Origin of the sequence: Streptomyces sp. NPDC057271 (genome assembly GCF_042668715.1) — a bacterium.
GTDB lineage: Bacteria > Actinomycetota > Actinomycetes > Streptomycetales > Streptomycetaceae > Streptomyces.
On sequence record NZ_JBHUYJ010000060.1, the window covers coordinates 17,171 to 36,732 of the forward strand.

General features: G+C 71.3%; 19 protein-coding genes and 1 riboswitch. Of the genes, 9 read left to right on the forward strand and 10 right to left on the reverse strand.

The window, feature by feature from the left end; translation table 11 throughout:
- Window positions 1-11 precede the first annotated feature (11 nt).
- From metF to ACFUJR_RS24875, 5 genes are all read right to left on the reverse strand, one after another.
- Window positions 12-929 (reverse strand): methylenetetrahydrofolate reductase [NAD(P)H], encoded by a 918-nt coding sequence (gene metF, locus ACFUJR_RS24855; protein WP_383173055.1) that lies wholly within the window; start codon window positions 927-929, stop codon window positions 12-14.
- 135 nt (window positions 930-1,064) lie between these two features.
- On the reverse strand, window positions 1,065-1,712 hold the full coding sequence (gene thiE / locus ACFUJR_RS24860; RefSeq protein WP_383173053.1) for a thiamine phosphate synthase: 648 nt from the start codon (window positions 1,710-1,712) through the stop codon (window positions 1,065-1,067).
- A gap of 86 nt (window positions 1,713-1,798) precedes the next feature.
- Entirely contained in the window at window positions 1,799-2,164 is a 366-nt protein-coding gene (locus ACFUJR_RS24865; RefSeq protein WP_260228814.1) for an Rv2175c family DNA-binding protein, read from the reverse strand.
- 232 nt (window positions 2,165-2,396) lie between these two features.
- Complete coding sequence (locus tag ACFUJR_RS24870) at window positions 2,397-3,560, reverse strand: NAD(P)/FAD-dependent oxidoreductase (RefSeq protein WP_383173066.1); 1,164 nt, start codon at window positions 3,558-3,560, stop codon at window positions 2,397-2,399.
- A 79-nt stretch (window positions 3,561-3,639) separates the two neighbouring features.
- Window positions 3,640-4,035 carry a hypothetical protein gene (locus ACFUJR_RS24875; protein ID WP_383173050.1) on the reverse strand — a complete coding sequence of 132 codons (396 nt, stop codon included), beginning with the start codon at window positions 4,033-4,035 and terminating at the stop codon, window positions 3,640-3,642.
- A 51-nt stretch (window positions 4,036-4,086) separates the two neighbouring features.
- Window positions 4,087-4,199: riboswitch (TPP riboswitch) on the forward strand.
- Here ACFUJR_RS24875 and thiO point away from each other — a divergent pair.
- The 5 genes from thiO to ACFUJR_RS24900 all read left to right on the forward strand — a co-directional run bounded on the left by thiO (window position 4,197) and on the right by ACFUJR_RS24900 (window position 9,258).
- On the forward strand, window positions 4,197-5,363 hold the full coding sequence (gene thiO / locus ACFUJR_RS24880; RefSeq protein ID WP_383173048.1) for a glycine oxidase ThiO: 1,167 nt from the start codon (window positions 4,197-4,199) through the stop codon (window positions 5,361-5,363). (Overlaps the previous riboswitch by 3 nt.)
- Window positions 5,360-5,608: a sulfur carrier protein ThiS gene (thiS, locus tag ACFUJR_RS24885; RefSeq protein ID WP_383173046.1), complete on the forward strand. Its 249-nt coding sequence runs from the start codon at window positions 5,360-5,362 to the stop codon at window positions 5,606-5,608. The genes thiO and thiS overlap by 4 nt, the downstream gene beginning before the upstream one ends.
- Window positions 5,609-5,613: 5 nt before the next feature.
- On the forward strand, window positions 5,614-6,408 hold the full coding sequence (locus ACFUJR_RS24890) for a thiazole synthase (protein ID WP_383173044.1): 795 nt from the start codon (window positions 5,614-5,616) through the stop codon (window positions 6,406-6,408).
- Between the two features lie 81 nt (window positions 6,409-6,489).
- Entirely contained in the window at window positions 6,490-8,400 is a 1,911-nt protein-coding gene (gene pknB, locus ACFUJR_RS24895; RefSeq protein WP_383173042.1) for a Stk1 family PASTA domain-containing Ser/Thr kinase, read from the forward strand.
- 6 nt (window positions 8,401-8,406) lie between these two features.
- On the forward strand, window positions 8,407-9,258 hold the full coding sequence (locus tag ACFUJR_RS24900; RefSeq protein ID WP_383173040.1) for a deoxyribonuclease IV: 852 nt from the start codon (window positions 8,407-8,409) through the stop codon (window positions 9,256-9,258).
- A gap of 119 nt (window positions 9,259-9,377) precedes the next feature.
- Here the strand turns inward: ACFUJR_RS24900 and ACFUJR_RS24905 are convergent, their stop codons facing one another.
- Window positions 9,378-10,010, reverse strand: coding sequence for a sulfite oxidase-like oxidoreductase (locus tag ACFUJR_RS24905; protein ID WP_383173038.1), 633 nt, complete (start codon window positions 10,008-10,010; stop codon window positions 9,378-9,380).
- 176 nt (window positions 10,011-10,186) lie between these two features.
- Between ACFUJR_RS24905 and bfr the strand changes: the two genes are divergently transcribed.
- Window positions 10,187-10,663: a bacterioferritin gene (bfr, locus tag ACFUJR_RS24910; RefSeq protein WP_383173036.1), complete on the forward strand. Its 477-nt coding sequence runs from the start codon at window positions 10,187-10,189 to the stop codon at window positions 10,661-10,663.
- Here the strand turns inward: bfr and ACFUJR_RS24915 are convergent.
- Together ACFUJR_RS24915 and ACFUJR_RS24920 are read right to left on the reverse strand one after the other, a co-directional pair.
- Window positions 10,660-10,911 (reverse strand): bacterioferritin-associated ferredoxin, encoded by a 252-nt coding sequence (locus ACFUJR_RS24915; RefSeq protein WP_383173033.1) that lies wholly within the window; start codon window positions 10,909-10,911, stop codon window positions 10,660-10,662. The two genes, bfr and ACFUJR_RS24915, sit on opposite strands and share 4 nt — an antisense overlap.
- A gap of 132 nt (window positions 10,912-11,043) precedes the next feature.
- The gene (locus ACFUJR_RS24920) at window positions 11,044-12,396 is read right to left on the reverse strand and encodes a class II 3-deoxy-7-phosphoheptulonate synthase (RefSeq protein ID WP_383173031.1); all 1,353 of its coding nucleotides are present in this window, start codon (window positions 12,394-12,396) and stop codon (window positions 11,044-11,046) included.
- Window positions 12,397-12,553: 157 nt separating this feature from the next.
- Between ACFUJR_RS24920 and ACFUJR_RS24925 the strand changes: the two genes are divergently transcribed.
- From ACFUJR_RS24925 to ACFUJR_RS24935, 3 genes are all read left to right on the forward strand, one after another.
- Window positions 12,554-15,196 (forward strand): N-acetylmuramoyl-L-alanine amidase, encoded by a 2,643-nt coding sequence (locus ACFUJR_RS24925; protein ID WP_383173029.1) that lies wholly within the window; start codon window positions 12,554-12,556, stop codon window positions 15,194-15,196.
- Between the two features lie 95 nt (window positions 15,197-15,291).
- Window positions 15,292-15,348, forward strand: coding sequence for a trp operon leader peptide (locus ACFUJR_RS24930; RefSeq protein ID WP_383173064.1), 57 nt, complete (start codon window positions 15,292-15,294; stop codon window positions 15,346-15,348).
- Window positions 15,349-15,446: 98 nt separating this feature from the next.
- Window positions 15,447-17,408: an anthranilate synthase family protein gene (locus tag ACFUJR_RS24935; RefSeq protein WP_383173027.1), complete on the forward strand. Its 1,962-nt coding sequence runs from the start codon at window positions 15,447-15,449 to the stop codon at window positions 17,406-17,408.
- Here ACFUJR_RS24935 and ACFUJR_RS24940 read toward each other — a convergent pair.
- Both ACFUJR_RS24940 and ACFUJR_RS24945 read right to left on the reverse strand, forming a co-directional pair.
- Window positions 17,405-18,403, reverse strand: a complete 999-nt coding sequence (locus ACFUJR_RS24940; RefSeq protein ID WP_383173025.1) for a 2-hydroxyacid dehydrogenase — start codon at window positions 18,401-18,403, stop codon at window positions 17,405-17,407. The two genes, ACFUJR_RS24935 and ACFUJR_RS24940, sit on opposite strands and share 4 nt — an antisense overlap.
- Window positions 18,404-18,533: 130 nt before the next feature.
- Window positions 18,534-19,562, reverse strand: a complete 1,029-nt coding sequence (locus tag ACFUJR_RS24945) for a 6-phosphofructokinase (RefSeq protein ID WP_383173023.1) — start codon at window positions 19,560-19,562, stop codon at window positions 18,534-18,536.

Consider the following 19,562-nt stretch of genomic DNA (forward strand, 5'->3'; position numbering starts at 1 on the left):
GGGTACGCCGGTCACGACTGCACGTGCAGTCCGAGATTCTCGTAGATCTCCAGCGTCGCAGTGGAGTTGTTCAGCGTGATGAAGTGCAGTCCGGGGACACCCTCGGAGAGCAGACGCGCGCAGAACTCCGTCGCGAACTCGATGCCCATGGAGCGTACAGCGGCCGGATCGTCCTTGACGGCGAGGATGCGGTCTTTCACGTGGGCGGGGAAGGTCGCGTTGCTCAGCTGGGGCAGCCGGTCGAGGGTCTTCACGTTCACAACAGGCATGACTTCGGGGATGATCGGCGTCTCGCAGCCGGTCTTCGCCACGCTGTCGCGCATCCGCAGATAGTTCTCGGGGTCGAAGAACATCTGGGTGATGGCGTAGTCCGCACCGGCCCGGCACTTGTCCACGAAGTGACGGATGTCCGTGTCCCAGTCGGTGGAGCGCGGGTGCATCTCGGGGAAGGCCGCGACGCCGACGCAGAAGTCCCCGGACTCCTTGATCAGCCGGACCAGGTCGGCGGCGTACCGGACACCCTCGGGGTGCTCGATCCACTCGCCCAGCGGGTCGCCCGGCGGGTCGCCACGCAGGGCGAGCATGTTGCGGATGCCGGCGTCGGCGTACTGGCCCAGGACGTTGCGCAGCTCGGCGATCGAGTGGTCGACGGCGGTGAGGTGGGCGACGGGGGTGAGGGTGGTGTCGCCGGCGATCTTCTGGGTGGCCTTGACGGTGCCGCCGCGGGTGGAGCCGCCGGCGCCGTAGGTCACGGAGACGAAGCTGGGGCCGACCGCCTCGACCCGCCGCAGTGCGTTCCAGAGGCTCCGCTCGCCCTTCTCGGTCCTGGGCGCGTAGAACTCGAAGGAGTACGAAGGCCTGCCGGAAGCGAGGATGTCGCGGACCGTTCGCGCGCGGTCCGAGCGGGTGGAAGCGGTACCAAGGGCCATACCGGCAGGTTAGACGGGGTGCCACGGCCGACGTAGCGGCGTCCGAGTGATGGACACGATTTTGGACATCGCCCAGCGAACGGGTGGGCCTCTCGGACGATACGACAAACCGGGCGGTGCGGGCCGAGGCGTCGGCTACCGGCGCTCGCGGATCCGCTTGGCCAGCCGGGCCGCGGCCGCGCCCGGGTCGTCGGCCTCGGTGATCGCCCGGACGACCACGATCCGGCGCGCTCCCGCGTCCAGGACCTCGTCCAGGTTGGTCTCGTCGATCCCGCCGATGGCGAACCAGGGCCGGTCCTGCTCCAGGGCGGCCGCGTGGCGCACGAGGCCGAGGCCGGGGGCGTACCGCCCGGGCTTGGTGGGCGTGGGCCAGCAGGGGCCGGTGCAGAAGTAGTCGACGCCGGGCTCGGCGGCGGCCGCGTCCACCTCGGACTCGGAGTGGCAGGACCGTCCGATCAGTATGTCCTCGCCGAGGATCGCGCGGGCGGCGGGCACCGGCAGGTCGCCCTGGCCCAGGTGCAGCACGTCCGAGCCGATGGCGTGGGCGACGTCGGCCCGGTCGTTGACGGAGAGCAGCCTGCCGTGGCGACGGCAGGCCTCGGCGAACACGGCGAGGTGCTCCAGCTCCTCGCCGGCCTCCATGCCCTTGTCGCGCAGCTGCACGATGTCCACGCCGGAGGTGAGCACGGCGTCGAGGAACGCGGGCAGGTCGCCCTGGCGCCGACGGGCGTCCGTGCAGAGGTAGAGCCGGGCGTCGGCGAGCTGCGCGCGAGGCGTGGACATGGGTGCTTCCCCCCGTTGGGTGCGGTGCCCCCCGGGGGCCGGGCGGGGCCCGGCCCCCGGGGACTCCTTGTGATGTCTTCGGTGCGTCAGACGGCGAGCGCCTGGGCGCGGCGCTTCACCTCCGTGCCGCGATTCTCGCTGAGGGCCTGCGCGGGCGTGCCCGGCAGGGTCGGGTCGGGAGTGAAAAGCCACTCCAGCATCTCTTCGTCGGTGAAGCCGTCGTCCTTCAGGAGGGTCAGGGTCCCGGAGAGCCCCTTGACCACCTTGTCGCCGTCGATGAAGGCGGCGGGCACCTGGAGCGCCTTGTTCTCGCCGCGGCGCACGGCGATGAGCTGGCCCTCCTTGACCAGCTGCCGCACGCGCGTCACCTCGACATCGAGCATTTCCGCGATGTCGGGGAGGTAGAGCCAGGCGGGGACGAGAGCATCGGTTCTTGCGTCAATCTCGGTCACGGGACAAGCCTGCCATCCCGGACTGACAGTCGGTAGTCGGGCCCAGGGGGTGTCTCGTCGATCAGGCCGGATCAGGGAGTGGGGTCCGGTGCGTGCGATCGCGAGTCGGAGGATGGGGGTCCCCCCGGCCGAAGGCCGGGGGAGAGTCGACGCGGAGCGTTGGCGACCGACGACAACGCGGCGAGCGTGCGTGCCAGACCCCGCGAGCCCGGCCTGATCGGCGAGACACCCCCTAAAGGACTGCGGCCTTCAGAGGGACGGAGGAGTCGGCGGCGCGCTCCGGGTCGAGCCGTGCGCCGGACTCGATCAGCTTGCGGCCCTGGGCCAGGTCGCGGGGGCGGCCGACGGCGAGGAGGGCGACCAGGGCGCCGTAGCGCAGCCACAGCGCGGACCAGGAGGGCTCGGCAGGATCCCCTCGGTGGACCAGCTCGGAGTCTGCGGCGTGGTGCCCCGCGTACTGGACGAAGCGGCCGAACTGCTCGGACCAGAAGTACGGCACCGGGTCGTAGACCCCGGGGGTCTCGCCGATGATGTCGGCCGCGACGGTACGGGGGCCCTGGAGCGCGTTGTCCCAGTGGTGGACCAGGAGCCGGGTGCCGTAGCGGGCGGAGGGGAACGAGGCGCAGTCGCCGACGGCGTACACGTCGGGCAGCGAGGTGCGCAGCCGGTCGTCGGCGGTGACGGAGCCGTCGGCGTCGAGGGCGATGCCGGAGCCGGCGAGCCAGCGGGTGGCGGGCCGGGCGCCGATGCCGACGACGACCGCGTCGGCGGGCAGCCGCCGGCCGTCGGCCAGGTGGACCGTGCCGGGTTCGATCCGGTCCACGCGCGCGTGGGTCAGGAGTTCGGCGCCGCTCTCCTCGTACCAGCGGGTCATCGGGGCGGAGACCTCGACGGGCAGCGCGCCGGCGAGCGGGCGGTCGGCGGCCTCGACGACGGTGACCGCGCAGCCCGCCTCGCGCGCGGCGGTGGCGAACTCGGCGCCGATCCAGCCGGCGCCCACCACCACGATGTCGTGCCGCCGCTCCAGGACGGGCTTGAGGCGGGCGGCGTCGTCGAGGGTGCGGAGCAGATGGACCCCGGGCACACCCTCGGTGCCGGGCAGGGTGACGGGCTCGGCGCCGGTGGCGACGACCAGCACGTCGTACGGGACGGGCCCGGCCTCCGTGTCGACCTCGTGGGCGTCGGCGCGCAGCCCGGTCACGTCGAGGCCGAGACGCAGGTCGATGGAGAGCGCCTCGAAGTCGACGTCGAAGGCCGAGTCCTCGGCCTTGCCGAGGAGGACCGCCTTGGAGAGGGGCGGGCGGTCGTAAGGCTGGTGGGGCTCGGCCCCGATGAGGGTGACCGCACCGGTGAAGCCCTGCTCGCGCAGGGCGACGGCGGTCTGCACCCCCGCCATCCCGGCGCCCACGACGACGACCCGCTGCTGTGCCTGCTTCTGCTCGCTCACCCGATCACCTTACGTATCTGACAGACTGTCAGGAAGACTGCTGCTCCACGACACTGGTGCCGGAGCCCTCCTGGGACTCCCATGCCCAGCTCTCCTCCAGCCGAACGCGGCCGTCGGGCAGCTCCACGACGGTGGAGACGCAATGCCCGGAAGAGGTCGATCCGTCCTGCTTCAACTGCACATAGCGGAAGTCGAGCCGGTCCCCCGCGCGCGTGCCGACGAGATTCCCGCGGACCACGTCCCCACCCGCGTACTCGGCCCAGATCCGGCCGTCCTCCTCGTGGTACACGAACCGGGTACGCGTCCCGACCTGACCGGGGGCCTGGTCGGCGACGGGAACGAGGACGAGTCCGTCGAGGGATCGAGAGCCCGGGGCGGAGCCCGTCGGTCGAGGGTGGTGGTGGGAGACGGGAGGGAGGGGCACGGAGGCTCCCTTACTGGGCGTCGGGGGCGGGGGTTACGCTGACCGTCAACGTAGAGCACTCGCGGGAGCCCGGACGCACCGGGCTGAGAGGGAGGCTGGCCGGCCTCCGACCGTACGAACCTGATCCGGGTCATGCCGGCGAAGGGAGGGGCTGGACGCCCATGTCGCGTACACGCAGTACCCCTGACGTTCTCGTCGTCGGGGGCGGAATCATCGGCCTGGTCACGGCCTGGCGGGCCGCGCAGCGCGGGCTGAGCACCACGGTCGTGGACCCCGGGCCGGGCGGCGGGGCCGCCCGGGTGGCGGCCGGGATGCTGGCCGCCGTCACCGAACTCCACTACGGCGAGGAGACCCTGCTCGCCCTCAACCTCGCCTCCGCGCGCCGCTATCCGGAGTTCGTCGCCGAACTCCGGGACGCCACGGGGCACGACGTCGGCTACCGCGCATCCGGGACGCTCGCCGTCGCGCTCGACGCCGACGACCGGGCGCATCTGCGCGAACTGCACGCCCTGCAGATCCGTTGCGGCCTGGAGTCGGTGTGGCTCAGCGGGCGCGACTGCCGGCGCCTGGAGCCGATGCTGGCGCCGGGGGTGCGCGGCGGGCTCAGGGTCGACGGCGACCACCAGGTCGACCCACGCCGACTCGCCGCCGCGCTGGTCACCGCCTGCGAGCGGGCCGGGGTGGTCTTCCACCGGGATCTCGCCGAGCGGCTGACGGTGGTACGGGACCGGGCCACGGGCGTGGTGCTCGCGGACGGCTCCCCCCTGGAGGCCGACCAGGTGGTGCTGGCCGCGGGCAGCCTGAGCGGCCGGCTCGCGGGCGTACCGCGGGACGTCCTGCCGCCGGTACGTCCCGTCAAGGGCCAGGTGCTGCGCCTCACCGTGCCGCGTGCCCTCGCCCCGTTCCTGTCCCGGACCGTCCGCGCCGTCGTCCGCGGCAGCCACGTCTACCTGGTGCCCCGCGAGAACGGGGAGCTGGTGGTCGGCGCCACCAGCGAGGAGCTGGGCTGGGACACCACCGTGACGGCGGGCGGGGTCTACGAGCTGCTCCGGGACGCCCACGAACTCGTACCCGGCCTCACCGAGCTGCCGCTCACCGAGACACTGGCGGGTCTGCGGCCCGCCTCCCCCGACAACGCGCCTCTGCTCGGCCCGACCGCGCTGCCCGGCCTCCAGCTGGCCACCGGGCACTACCGCAACGGGGTCCTGCTCACGCCGGTCACCGGCGACGTCATGGCCGAGCTGCTCACCACGGGCGTGCTTCCGGACGAGGCCCGCCCCTTCACTCCCCGCCGCTTCTCCCCCGTACGTCAGGAGCAGCCCGTATGAACGTCTCGACGAACAGCTCGACCGACACGTCGACGAACACCTCGGCCAGCGTCTCCGTCAACGGCGAGGCACGTGTCCTCGCCGCGCCCACGACCCTCGACACCCTGGTGGCGACGCTGACGGCCGCGCCGTCGGGTGTGGCCGCGGCCGTCAACGAGACGGTCGTGCCGCGCAGCCAGTGGTCCGCGACCGTCCTCGGCGAGGGCGACCGGGTCGAGATCCTCACCGCCGTACAGGGAGGCTGAGCGCGATGTCCGACGACACCTTCCTCCTCGCCGGCACGGAGCTCACCTCACGGCTGATCATGGGCACCGGCGGGGCGCCCAGCCTGGACGTGCTCGAACGCTCGCTGGCCGTCAGCGGCACGGAGCTGACGACGGTCGCCATGCGCCGTCTGGACCCGACCGTCCAGGGCTCGGTCCTCTCCGTCCTGAACCGGCTCTCGATCCGTGTCCTGCCGAACACCGCGGGCTGCTTCACGGCGGGCGAGGCGGTCCTCACCGCCCGTCTGGCCCGGGAGGCGCTCGGGACCGACTGGATCAAGCTGGAGGTCATCGCCGACGAGCGGACCCTGCTGCCGGACCCCGTCGAGACGCTGGAGGCGGCGGAGACGCTGGTGGACGACGGCTTCACGGTCCTGCCGTACACCAACGACGACCCGGTCCTCGCGCGGAAGCTGGAGGACGTGGGCTGCGCGGCGGTCATGCCGCTCGGCTCGCCGATCGGCTCCGGGCTGGGCATCCGCAACCCGCACAACTTCGAACTGATCGTGGCGGCCGCGGGCGTGCCGGTGATCCTGGACGCGGGGGCCGGAACGGCCTCGGACGTGGCGCAGGCGATGGAACTGGGGTGCTCGGCGGTCATGCTCGCCTCCGCGGTGACCCGGGCCCAGGACCCGGTCCTGATGGCGGAGGGCATGCGCCACGCGGTGGAGGCGGGCAGGCTGGCCCACCGGGCGGGCCGTATCCCCCGCCGCCACTTCGCCCGGGCCTCGTCCCCCACGGACGGCCGGGCCGCCCTGGACCCGGAGCGGCCGGCGTTCTGAGCGGCGGCCGCGCGTCACAGCTGTGCTGCGGTCGGGGGCGGTGGGGGCGGGCGGTGCTCGGCGGCTCGTAAACTCGGGGCCGTGGACACGACCCTTCAGGACCCCCTCGTCGGGCAGCTGCTCGACGGCCGCTACCGCGTCGACGCGCGCATCGCCGTCGGCGGGATGGCCACGGTCTACCGGGCCGTCGACATCCGCCTCGACCGGGTGCTCGCGCTCAAGGTGATGCACCCGGCCCTCGCCGCCGACGCCACGTTCGTCGAGCGCTTCATCCGCGAGGCCAAGTCCGTCGCCCGGCTCTCCCACCCCAACGTCGTCGGGGTCTTCGACCAGGGCGCGGACGGCGCGTACGTCTATCTCGCCATGGAGTACGTGGCCGGGTGCACGCTCCGCGACGTGCTGCGCGAGCGCGGGGCGCTCCAGCCGCGCGCCGCGCTCGACGTCCTGGAGCCGGTGCTCGCGGCGCTGGGGGCCGCGCACCGGGCCGGGTTCGTCCACCGCGACATGAAGCCGGAGAACGTCCTCATAGGGGACGACGGCCGGGTGAAGGTCGCCGACTTCGGTCTCGTACGCGCGGTCGGCTCGGCCACGAACACCACCGGCGCCGTCCTCGGCACGGTCTCCTACCTGGCCCCGGAGCAGATCGAGCACGGCACCGCCGACACCCGCGCGGACGTCTACGCCTGCGGCGTCGTCCTGTACGAGATGCTGACGGGCGGCAAGCCGCACTCCGGGGACACCCCCGCCCAGGTCCTCTACCAGCACCTGAACACCGACGTTCCCGCCCCCTCGGCGGCCTTCCCCGGCCTCGCCCTCGAACTGGACGAGCTCGTGGCGAGCGCCACCGCCCGCAACCCCGACATCCGTCCGCACGACGCCGTCGCACTCCTCGCGCAGACCCGTGAGGCCCGCGCCGCGCTCCGGGACGAGCAGCTGGACGCCGTACCGCCGCAGGCCCACCCCGAGGACCGTACGGGCTCCGAGGACCGGACCAGCGTGATCCCCCGGGTCCTGCCCGTGGACACCGAGCAGCCGGTGCAGCACACCAGCCGGCTGACCATGCCGCCGCCCGAGCCTCCGTCGCGACGCCGGAACACCGGTGGTCTGCCCCGTCGGCCGCTGCTCGTCCTCGCCGCCGTTCTGCTCGTCCTCGGGCTCGGCGGCGGCGTCTGGTACATCAACTCCGGCCAGTTCACGCGGGTGCCCGCCGTCCTCGGCCAGACCGAGGCCGAGGCGACCGAGCGCCTCACGGACGCGGGGCTCGACGTCGGCACGACGAAGCGGGCGTTCAGCGAGGTGTACGAGCGCGGCACGGTCATGGCCACCGACCCCGCCTCCGGCGCGCGGATCCGCGGCAACGGCACGGTCACGCTGACCATCTCCCGGGGTCCCGAGATCGTGAAGGTCCCGAACCTCAAGGGGAAGCCGCTGGCGGAGGCCAAGCGGCTCCTGGCGCAGGAGGGCCTGGCCCCCGGTGTGATCACCAGTGCCTTCAGCCAGGACGTCGCGCAGGGCGCCGTGATCGGCTCCGATCCCGAACCCGGCACCGAGCGCAGCCCGGACTCCGCCGTCGCGCTCGTGGTCAGCAAGGGCCGCCCCGTCGACGTCCCCGACGTCGCCGGGGAGTCGGTGGCCGAGGCCACCCGCACGCTCCAGGGCGCCGGGCTCACCGTGCGGATCGCGACCGAGCAGATCCACTCCTCCGAGGAGGCCGGCACGGTGGCGGCACAGTCGCTCGCCGAGGGCAGCCGTGCCGCGAAGGGCGACCGGATCGTCCTCACCGTCTCCAAGGGACCCCGGATGATCGAGGTCCCCGACGTGACGGGCGCGTCGACCGACGCCGCGCGCCGGACCCTGGAGGGGGCGGGCTTCGAGGTGAAGGTCGAGAAGACCTTCCCCTTCCTCGGGGACACCGTCTCGGGCCAGTCGGTCGACGGCGGCACCACCGCTCCCGAGGGCTCCACCATCACCATCACGATCAAGGGACTGTAAGCACTCATGCGCAACCCCGTCGGCGGCCATGTCCCCGTGGCCGGCGGCCTCGCCACGGTCGGTCTCGGCTACGCCCGCGAGCTGGGCGCCGAGACGGTCCAGGTCTTCGTCGCCAACCCGCGCGGCTGGGCGACCCCCGTGGGCAACCCGGCGCAGGACGAGCTGTTCCGCGCCGCGTGCGAGGCCGAGTCCCTGTCGGCCTGGGTGCACGCCCCGTACCTGATCAACTTCGGCTCCCACACCGAGGCCACCGTCGAGCGATCGGTCGAGTCGCTGCGGCACTCGCTGCGCAGGGGCCGGGAGATCGGGGCGAAGGGCGTCGTGGTGCACACCGGCTCGGCGACCGGGGGCCGCCCTCGCGCGGCGGCGCTGGCGCAGGTACGGGAGCGGATGCGGCCCCTGCTGGACGAGCTGACGCACCCGGACGACCCGTTCCTGCTGCTCGAGTCGACGGCGGGGCAGGGCTTCTCGCTCTGCTCGCGCGCCGAGGACTTCGGTCCGTACTTCGACGCGCTCGACCGCCACCCGAAGCTCGGCATCTGCCTCGACACCTGCCACGTCTTCGCGGCGGGCCACGATCTGACCGGCCCGTACGGGATGGCGCAGACGCTCGACCAGCTGGTGGCGACCGTGGGCGAGGGGCGGCTGAAACTGATCCACGCCAACGACTCGAAGGACGTCGTCGGCGCACACAAGGACCGGCACGCGAACATCGGGGCCGGCCACATCGGCGAGGAGCCGTTCCGCGAGCTGATGCGGCACCACGCGACCGAGGGCGTTCCGCTGGTCATCGAGACGCCGGGCGGCAGGGAAGGCCATGCGGCGGACGTGGAGAGGCTGAAGAAGCTCCGGGGGTGAGGCGGACTCGGGTCTCCCGTTGAGGAATACCCCTAGGGGGCATACGGGGTTCCTGCGAAGCGGCAGGCAACGCGACCGTGTGCACCGGTGCCACCACCGAGACCCCCGGCCCGAGGCGCCTACAGCTCCGGGCCGTCGCCCGGCTCCTCCTGGTAGGAGTACCGCTGTTCCTTCCAGGGGTCGCCGATGTTGTGATAGCCGCGCTCCTCCCAGAAGCCCCGGCGATCGGCGGTCATGTACTCCACGCCGCGGACCCACTTGGGCCCCTTCCAGGCGTAGAGGTGCGGGACGACGAGCCGCAGCGGGAAGCCGTGCTCGGCGGTGAGCAGCTCTCCGTCCTTGTGGGTGGCGAAGATGCTGCCCTCGGCGGCGAAGTCGGCCAGCCGCATGTTCGCGCTGAAGCCGTACTCGGCCCAGACCATCACATGCGTGACACCGGGGGCCGGCGGGGCCAGCTCCAGGATCGTCCGGGCGGGTACGCCACCCCATTCGGCCCCGAGCATGCTGAACTTCGTGACGCAGTGCAGATCGGCCACGACCGTCGCGAACGGGAGGGCCGAGAACTCCTCGTGGTTCCAGCACCGCTTGTCGCCGTCCGCAGTCGCCCCGAAGACCCGGAACTCCCAGCGGTCCGGCTTGAACTTGGGGACGGGGCCGTAATGGGTGACCGGCCAGCCGCGCTGCAGCCGCTGTCCCGGCGGAAGATCCGACTGCTCTGCTTCCCGGCGTACTCCGCTCTCCGGCTGACCCATGTCATCCATGGTGACAGACCGCGAGGGGTGGTCATGACCAGGCAACCTCGTACGCGCACACGATTCAGGGCAAGTCCCACTAAGCCTCCACTTACTGGACGCCCCCCATCCGTGGTGCAAGGATGCCGCCATCCTGCCCAGTCACGACCCAGACATGCGTGGAAGGAGCCTCTGCGATGCAGGGCGACCCCGAGGTCCTCGAGTTCCTCAACGAGCAGCTGACCGGCGAGCTGACGGCCATCAACCAGTACTGGCTGCACTACCGCATCCAGGACAACAAGGGCTGGACGAAACTCGCCAAGTACACGCGCGAAGAGTCCATCGATGAGATGAAGCACGCGGACAAGCTGACCGAGCGCATCCTGATGCTGGACGGCCTGCCCAACTACCAGCGGCTCTTCCATGTGCGGGTCGGTCAGACGGTGACCGAGATGTTCAAGGCGGACCGCCAGGTGGAGGTCGAGGCGATCGACCGCCTCAAGCGCGGCATCGAGGTCATGCGGGCCAAGGGAGACATCACCTCGGCCAACCTCTTCGAGGAGATCCTGGCCGACGAGGAGCACCACATCGACTACCTCGACACCCAGCTGGAGCTCATCGAGAACCTCGGCGAGGCGCTCTACATCTCGACGCTGATCGAGCAGCCGAGCTAGGCGGCCTCAGGCAGCTCCCGCAGCTCCTCGGGGTCCGAGACCGAGGTCAGCGCCGGCAGCCCCTGGTCCAGGAGGTCCCGCCGCGGGCAGTTGCCGCGCCCGAGGATGGCCTGGATACGTCGGACACAGGAACCGCAGTCGGTTCCGGCCTTGCAGGCGGAGGCGATCTGGCGAGGTGTGCAGGCGCCCGCGTCCGCGTGCTCCTGCACCTGCTTCTCCGTGACACCGAAGCATGAGCATACGTACACGCGGTTTCACCTCCTGCCGAGATCGATAAGGCTAACCTAACCTTACCCGGCACTCGCGAGGCCGAAAAGCCCTCCCGACGACGATGGGGCGCGGATCACATGGATCCGCGCCCCGTCGTCGTACGAAGCCACTTACTGATCGCGGTACATCTCCGCCACCAGGAACGCCAGGTCCAGGGACTGGCTGCGGTTCAGGCGCGGGTCGCAGGCCGTCTCGTAGCGCTGGTGCAGGTCGTCGACGAAGATCTCGTCGCCGCCGCCCACGCACTCGGTGACGTCGTCACCGGTGAGCTCGACGTGAATGCCGCCCGGGTGCGTGCCGAGGCTCTTGTGGACCTCGAAGAAGCCCTTGACCTCGTCGAGCACGTCGTCGAAGCGCCGGGTCTTGTGGCCGGAGGCCGCCTCGAAGGTGTTGCCGTGCATCGGGTCGGTGACCCAGGCGACGGTCGCGCCCGAGGCGGTGACCTTCTCGACCAGCTCCGGGAGCTTGTCCCGGACCTTGTCGGCGCCCATGCGGACGATGAAGGTGAGCCGGCCGGGCTCGCGGTCCGGGTCGAGCCGGTCGATGTACGTCAGCGCGTCGTCGACCGTGGTCGTCGGGCCGAGCTTGATGCCGATCGGGTTCGCGATCCGCGAGGCGAACTCGATGTGGGCGTGGTCGAGCTGGCGGGTGCGCTCACCGATCCAGACCATGTGGCCGGAGGTGTCGTACAGCTTGCCGGTACGCGAGTCCGTACGGGTGAGGGCACCCTCGTAGTCGAGCAGCAGCGCCTCGTGGGAGGCGTAGAACTCGACGGCCTTGAACTCGGCCGGGTCGGTGCCACAGGCCTTCATGAAGTTCAGCGCGTTGTCGATCTCGCGCGCCAGCTGCTCGTAGCGCTGACCGGAGGGCGACGACTTCACGAAGTCCTGGTTCCAGGCGTGCACCTGGCGCAGGTCGGCGTAGCCACCCGTCGTGAAGGCGCGCACCAGGTTGAGCGTGGAGGCGGACGCGTTGTACATCCGCTTCAGGCGCTCGGGGTCCGGGACGCGGGCCTTCTCGTTGAAGTCGAAGCCGTTGACCGAGTCGCCTCGGTACGTCGGCAGGGTCACGCCGTCGCGGGTCTCGGTCCCCTTGGAACGGGGCTTGGAGTACTGCCCCGCGATCCGGCCGACCTTGACGACGGGCACGGAGGCCGCGTACGTCAGGACGGCGCTCATCTGGAGCAGCGTCTTGAGCTTGGCACGGATGTGGTCGGCGGACACGGCGTCGAAGGCCTCGGCGCAGTCGCCGCCCTGGAGCAGGAACGCCTCGCCACGGGCGACGGCTCCCATGCGGGCGCGCAGCTGATCGCACTCGCCCGCGAAGACGAGCGGCGGATACGACTCGAGGTCCGCGATCACATCGCGCAGAGCCTCGGCATCGGGGTACTCGGGCTGCTGCGCCGCGGGAAGGTCTCGCCAGGTGTTGCCACCGGTTGCGGTGGTCTTAGCGTTCACGGTCACAACCACCACATTACGGTGTCCGGCGCCTTGTCCATCGCGCCGCCCAATGGCTGAGACGCGCGTCCGCTTTGTCCGATGACGATCATCACGCCTTCGAGTGGTGTTACCCTCACGCGCGTTTAAACAACTGAGGCCTAAATACTTCACAGGGGTGGGCGTGAGCCAGGGGCACCGCAGGGACCGCAAGAAGAAACGGCTGCTTTACGGTGCGGCGGCGGCTGTCGTCGCCACCGCGACGATCGGGACGATCGCCGTGGCGTCGCCGGGGATCCTCGGGTCGTCGGACGGCAAGGGCGGCGGGGAAACGTCGCTGCAGTCGCAGTTCGCGGAGGCGGCGGAGGAGTTCGACGTCCCCCAGAGCGTGCTGATGGCGGTCTCGTACCGGCAGACGCGGTGGGAGTCGCACGACGGCGAGCCCAGCACGACGGGTGCGTACAACGTCATGGGGCTGACGAAGGTCGAGCCCGAGGACATCGAGCGCGACAAGGATCATGAAGACGAGGCCGTCGCCCACTTCAACGGCAGCGGCAAGCGGGAGATCGAGAAGACGTTCGACCCCGCCAAGGTCAGGCAGATCCTGGACAAGGTGGAGGTCGACACCGACGACCCCCGGCTGCACACCCTGGACAAGGCCGCCGAGCTGATCGACAGCTCCGCCGAGGCGGTCCAGAACGACTCCTCCGAGTCCATCCGGGCCGGCGCGGCGCTCCTCGCGGAGTACCAGAAGCAGGCCGGGGCCGAGCTGTCCGACGAGCCGGGCGACTGGTACCCGGCCGTGGCGCGCTACAGCCAGTCGCCTGACAAGAAGGGCGCCGACCTCTTCGCGAAGCGTGTCTTCGAGTCGATCAAGACGGGTGAGCGGGAGCTCACGCTGGACGGCGAGCAGGTCGCCCTGCCGGCCGACCCGTCGGTCGAGCCGGTCAAGCCGTCGAACGTGCCGCTGGCGGCGAGCTTCGCCTCCACGACGGCGACTCCCACGCCCGAGTGCCCCGCCGGACTGAACTGCAACTTCGTGCCGTCCCGCACGTCCAGCACGGGCAAGCGCAACTACACGCTCGGCGACCGCCCCAACCAGGGTGTGGACATCCGGCAGATCATCATCCACGACACCGAGGGCGGCTACGACGGCTCACTCGCGGCGCTCACCAACCCCGACGTCCCGGGCAGCGCCCACTACCTGATCCGCGCCTCGGACGGTCTGGTCACCCAGATGGTCGAGAACAAGAACCTGGCGTGGCACGCGGGCAACTGGACCCACAACATGCACGCGATCGGCGTGGAGCACGAGGGCTACGCGATCAAGGAGGGGAAGTGGTACACGGAGTCCCAGTACCAGTCCTCCGCCGAGCTCGTGAAGTTCCTGGCTGCCAAGTACGGCGTGCCGCTGGACCGTGAGCACATCATCGGCCACGACGAGGTGGCGCTCCAGACGGACGCCGGCATGAGCAAGCTCCACTGGGACGCGGGCCCGTACTGGGACTGGAACCACTACATGAAGCTGCTGGGCGCCCCGCAGGGCGACCGGGGCGCGGGCGGCCTGCTCAAGCCCGGCCAGGTGGTCCGTGTGGTTCCTCCGTTCACCACGGCGAACCAGCCTAAGCTGACCACCGGGGGCAACGCCGTCACGCCGCGCCCGTCGAACTTCGGCTACCTCTACACGTCGCCCTCGACCAGCGCGAGCACCCTGAAGGACCCGTACTTCACCTCGCTGTGGACGGAGGGCTCGAACTACGCGAACAAGGTCCGCGCCGGTGGCAGCTACGTCGTCGCGGAGTCCACGTACAGCTGGACAGCGATCTGGTACGCGGGTCAGAAGGCGTGGTTCTACAACCCGGGCGGCCAGTACACCGTGCCGGTGACCGGTGCCACGACCGTGAAGGTCAAGGCGGGCGCGACCACGGCCAAGGTCTTCGGGCGCTCCTTCCCCGAGACCGCCGCGTACACCGCCGCGGGCCTTGGCGCGCCCGGCGACGAGAACGCCCATCTGACGAAGTTCACGGGCACCTACGGCTTCGACTCCGGTCAGGCCTATGTGAAGGCCGGCCCGGCGGTGAAGGGCGACGACTGGTTCGGCTCCGCCCAGAAGAACGTCATCGGCAGCACGATGTTCGTGCCGATCCGCTTCCACCACAAGATCACCTGGGTGAAGCAGAGCGACGTCGTGGAGGCGCCCGCCGCCGGTCTCGTCCCGAGCACCAACCGCTACAACCTCCTCGCCCGTGACGCCTCCGGTGTGCTCTACCAGTACCAGGGCACCGGCAGCGCCACCGCGCCGTTCCTGACTCGCTACCGCGTCGGCAGCGGCTGGAACATGTTCAACGCCATCACCCCGATGACCGCGCTGCGCGCGGACGGGACCGGGGACATGGTCGGCCGGGACGCCTCCGGCGTGCTCTGGTACTACCAGGGCACCGGCAACCCCTCCGCCCCCTTCAAGGCCCGGCTCAGGACCGGTGGCGGCTGGCAGATCTACGACAAGATCGTGGGCGCCCGGGACCTGAGCGGGGATTCCGTGGCGGACCTCGTGGCGCGCGACAAGTCCGGCACGCTCTGGTTCTACAAGGGCACCGGCAACCCGGCCGTGCCGTTCGCCACGCGCACCAAGGTCGGTGGCGGCTGGCAGATCTACAACCAGCTCGTCAGCACCGGTGACCTGAACGCCGACGGCAAGGCCGACCTCGTCGCCCGCGACAGCGCCGGGACCCTGTGGTTCTACAAGGGCACCGGCAGCACCACCGCCCCGTACGCGCCGCGCACCAAGGTCGGCAGTGGCTGGCAGATCTACAACATGGTCTTCTGACCCTGCTCCGCCCGACGTTCTGAGGGGCCCGGCTCGCACCGTCCGCGGTGTGAACCGGGCCCCTTGCGCATGCCCGGCTGGGTTACAGTGCTCGCATGTTCGCGCCCCGGATCCAGAACTGGTGGTGGACCGCTCCTCCGGCGGCCCACTGACTGGCGCGTACCCCAGACACGCGAAGGCCGCCCGAGAGGGCGGCCTTCTCCGTTTCACGGGCCGTTCCTCTCCCACCCGGAAGGAACGACGCACTCCCATGGACCTCTCCCGCCTCCTCGACGACTCCTGCCCCCCGTTCGCCCTCCTCCGACGCCGCACCCCCGGCCGCGACCACGACACCGTCGAGGTCCTGATCGGCTCGGTCCGGGTGGCCGAGCGGCTCGCCGAGCTGCCCGTCGGCTCGCTGCCGACGCTCGCCCTCGTACCGTTCCGGCAGATCCGCGAGCGCGGCTTCGACGTACGCGACGACGGCACCCCGCTCTCCGTGCTCGTCGCCGAGGAGGCGTACGAGCTGCCGCTCGCCGACGCGCTCGCCCAGCTCCCGACGCACGCCGTCCGTGTCGAGGGCGGCGGGTTCGACGTGTCGGACGAGGCCTACGCCGAGACCGTGCGGCGGGTGATCGACGAGGAGATCGGCGCCGGCGAAGGCGCCAACTTCGTCATCCGCCGGACCTACACCGGCGAGATCCCGGGCTTCGGGCGGGCCGACGCCCTCGCGCTCTTCCGCCGTCTCCTCGCGGGTGAGCGGGGCGCGTACTGGACCTTCGTCGTCCACACCGGCGACCGGACCCTCGTCGGGGCGAGCCCGGAGGTGCACGTCCGGATGTCGGGCGGAACGGTCGTCATGAACCCGATCAGCGGGACGTACCGCTACCCGGCCGGGGCCGCGCCCACCCCCGAGGATCTGCTGACGTTCCTGGCCGACCGCAAGGAGACCGAGGAACTCTCCATGGTGGTGGACGAGGAGCTGAAGATGATGTGCACGGTCGGCGACATGGGCGGGGTGGTGGTCGGGCCCCGGCTCAAGGAGATGGCGCATCTCGCCCACACCGAGTACGAGTTGCGGGGCCGTTCGTCCCTCGACGTGCGGGAGGTGCTGCGGGAGACGATGTTCGCGGCGACCGTCACGGGCTCGCCCGTGCAGAACGCCTGCCGGGTGATCGAGCGGCACGAGGCCGGCGGGCGCGGCTACTACGCGGGCGCCCTGGCCCTGCTGGGCACCGACGAGGGCGGGGCGCAGACCCTGGACTCCCCCATCCTCATCCGGACCGCCGACATCTCCGGGGACGGGCGGCTGCGGGTGCCGGTGGGCGCGACCCTGGTACGGCACTCCGACCCGGCGGGCGAGGTCGCCGAGACGCACGCCAAGGCGGCGGGCGTGCTCGCCGCGCTGGGGGTGCGGGAGGGCCGGCCGCGTGACGAGTCACCGGTCGTCCCGCGGCTCGCGGACGATCCGCGGGTCCGGGCGGCGCTGGACGCCCGAAGGGCCGGCCTGGCTCCGTTCTGGCTGCGGATGCAGGTGGGGGACCCCCCTGCTCGAACGGAGCTGAGAGCTTGGGGGAGCTCGGCCGAGCTGACCGGCCACGCGCTGGTGATCGACGCCGAGGACACCTTCACCGCGATGCTCGCGCATCTGCTGCGCTCGTCCGGCCTGGAGGTCTCCGTGGTCCGCTACGACGAGCCGGGGGTGCGGGACCTCGCGCTCGCCCACCGGGGTCCGGTGGTGCTCGGCCCCGGGCCGGGGGATCCGTCGGACGCGGCCGATCCGAAGATGCGTTTCCTGCGCGGGCTCACGGCCGATCTCGTACGGGACCACCGGCACGGGCCCGCCCGTCGCCCGGCCACCACCCCACATCGAGGCCCTTCGGGCCGCCCCTGCCTCCTGGGCGTCTGCCTCGGCCATGAGCTGATCGCGGCCGAGCTGGGCCTGGAGATCGTCCGCAAGCGCACCCCGTTCCAGGGGGCGCAGGTGCGGATCGATCTCTTCGGGCAGGAGCAGACGGTCGGCTTCTACAACAGCTTCACGGCCCGCTGCGACGACCGGACCGCCACCGAACTGGCCCTGCACCGTATCGAGGTGAGCCGGGACAGGGAGACGGACGAGGTCCACGCACTGCGCGGCCCCGGCTTCGCGGGCGTCCAGTTCCACCCGGAGTCGGTGCTGACGATGGAGGGGGCGGCGGTGACGGCGTCCCTGCTCGCCGGGGTGCTGGTCTAGGAGCCGGCCGGGACCAGGACGTTCTCGCTGCGCCGCCCCGCGGTGTAGTCGAGGACGTTCTGGACGGTCGTGTCGATGATCTGGCCGACCGCGTCGACCGTGTAGTACGCCTGGTGCGAGGTGACCACCACGTTCGGGAAGGTCACCAGGCGGGCCAGGGTGTCGTCCGCGACGACCTCCAGCGACCTGTCGAGGAAGAAGAGCCCGGCCTCCGCCTCGTACACGTCGAGTCCCACGCCGGTGAACCGGCCGGCGCGGAGCTCGGCCACCAGCGCCTCGGTGTCGATGAGCCCGCCGCGGCTGGAGTTGACGAGGATGGCGTCGTCCTTCATCGTCCTGAGCGCGGTGGCGTCGAGGAGGCGCAGGGTCGCGGGGAGCAGCGGCACGTGCAGGCTGACGAGGTCGGACTCGGCGAGGAGCCGCTCCTTCTCGACGTACTTCATGCCGAGTTCGAGGCAGGCGGGGTTCTCGGCGACGTCCCAGCCGAGGAGGCGCATGCCGAAGCCGTGGGCGATCCGGGTGAACGCCTCGCCGATCTTCCCGGTGCCGAGGACGCCGACCGTGCGGCCGCGCAGGTCGCGGCCCATCAGTCCGTCGAGCCGGAAGTCGAAGTCGCGGGTCCGGTTGGAGGCGCGCACGATCCGCCGGTTGACGGCCATGGCCAGGGTCCAGGCGAACTCGGCGACGGAGTACGGGGAGTAGTACGACACCCGGGCGACGGTCAGGCCAAGGCGCTCCGCGACGCCGAGGTCGATGTTGTTGAAGCCGGTGGAGCGCTGGGCGATGAGCTTCGTGCCGCCGGCGGCGAGGGTGTGCAGGACATCTGGGCCGAGGTCGGCGTTGACGCTCGTCGAGATGATCTCGTGGCCGGCCGCGATGCGGGCGGTGGCCTCGGTGAGGAACACGTCCAGGCAGCGGATGTCGTGGAGTCCCGCGAAGGCCTTCTCCATCAGCGGCTTCTCGTCGGCCTGCACACCGAATGCCAGGATGTCCACGGATCCCCTCCCGGGGTTCGGCCGGAGTTGTCGGGTACCGGCGAATATACGGCTCCTGGAGCGGTCCGCGCCGCAGGCCGGGACGGCCGACCGGCTGGAACACCGACCGGCCCCACCGGCGCCGCGCGGCTCAGCCGAAGAAGACGCCCACCTCCGTGTACAGCGCCGGATCGACCGTCTTCAGCCGCGCGGTGGCCTCGGAGATGGGGACGCGGACGATGTCGGTGCCGCGCAGCGCGACCATCTGCCCCCAGGCCCCGTCGCGGACCGCGTCGACGGCGTGCAGGCCGAACCGGGTGGCGAGCCAGCGGTCGAAGGCGCTGGGCGTGCCGCCACGCTGCACGTGCCCGAGGACGGTGGTCCTGGCCTCGTGGCCGGTCCGCTTCTCGATCTCCTTGGCGAGCCACTCGCCCACGCCGGAGAGCCGGACGTGTCCGTAGGCGTCGAGCGTGCCGTCCTTGAGGACCATGTCGCCGTCCCGGGGCATCGCACCCTCGGCGACGACCACGATCGGGGCGTAGGTCGCCCTGAAGCGGGAGGTGACCCAGGCGCAGACCTGGTCGAGGTCGAAGCGCTGCTCGGGGATGAGGATGACGTTGGCGCCGCCCGCGAGCCCGGAGTGCAGCGCGATCCAGCCGGCGTGGCGGCCCATCACCTCGACCACCAGGACCCGCATGTGGGACTCGGCGGTGGTGTGCAGCCGGTCGATCGCCTCGGTGGCGATACCGACGGCCGTGTCGAAGCCGAAGGTGTAGTCGGTGGCGGACAGGTCGTTGTCGATCGTCTTCGGGACGCCGACGCAGCGGACGCCGTACTCGTCGACGAGCCGGGCGGCCGCGCCGAGGGTGTCCTCGCCGCCGATCGCGATCAGCGCGTCGATCTCGTACTTGGCGAGGTTCTCCTTGATCCGGCGGATGCCGTTCTCGGCGGTGAGCGGATTGGTGCGGGAGGAGCCGAGGATCGTGCCGCCGCGCGGCAGGATGCCCCGGACGCTGGGGATGCCGAGCGGTACGGCGACGCCTTCCAGGGGGCCGCGCCAGCCGTCGCGGAAGCCGGTGAACTCGTAGTCGTACTCCTGGACGCCCTTGCGGACGATGGCGCGGATGACCGCGTTGAGACCGGGGCAGTCGCCGCCTCCGGTCAGTACGCCGACGCGCAT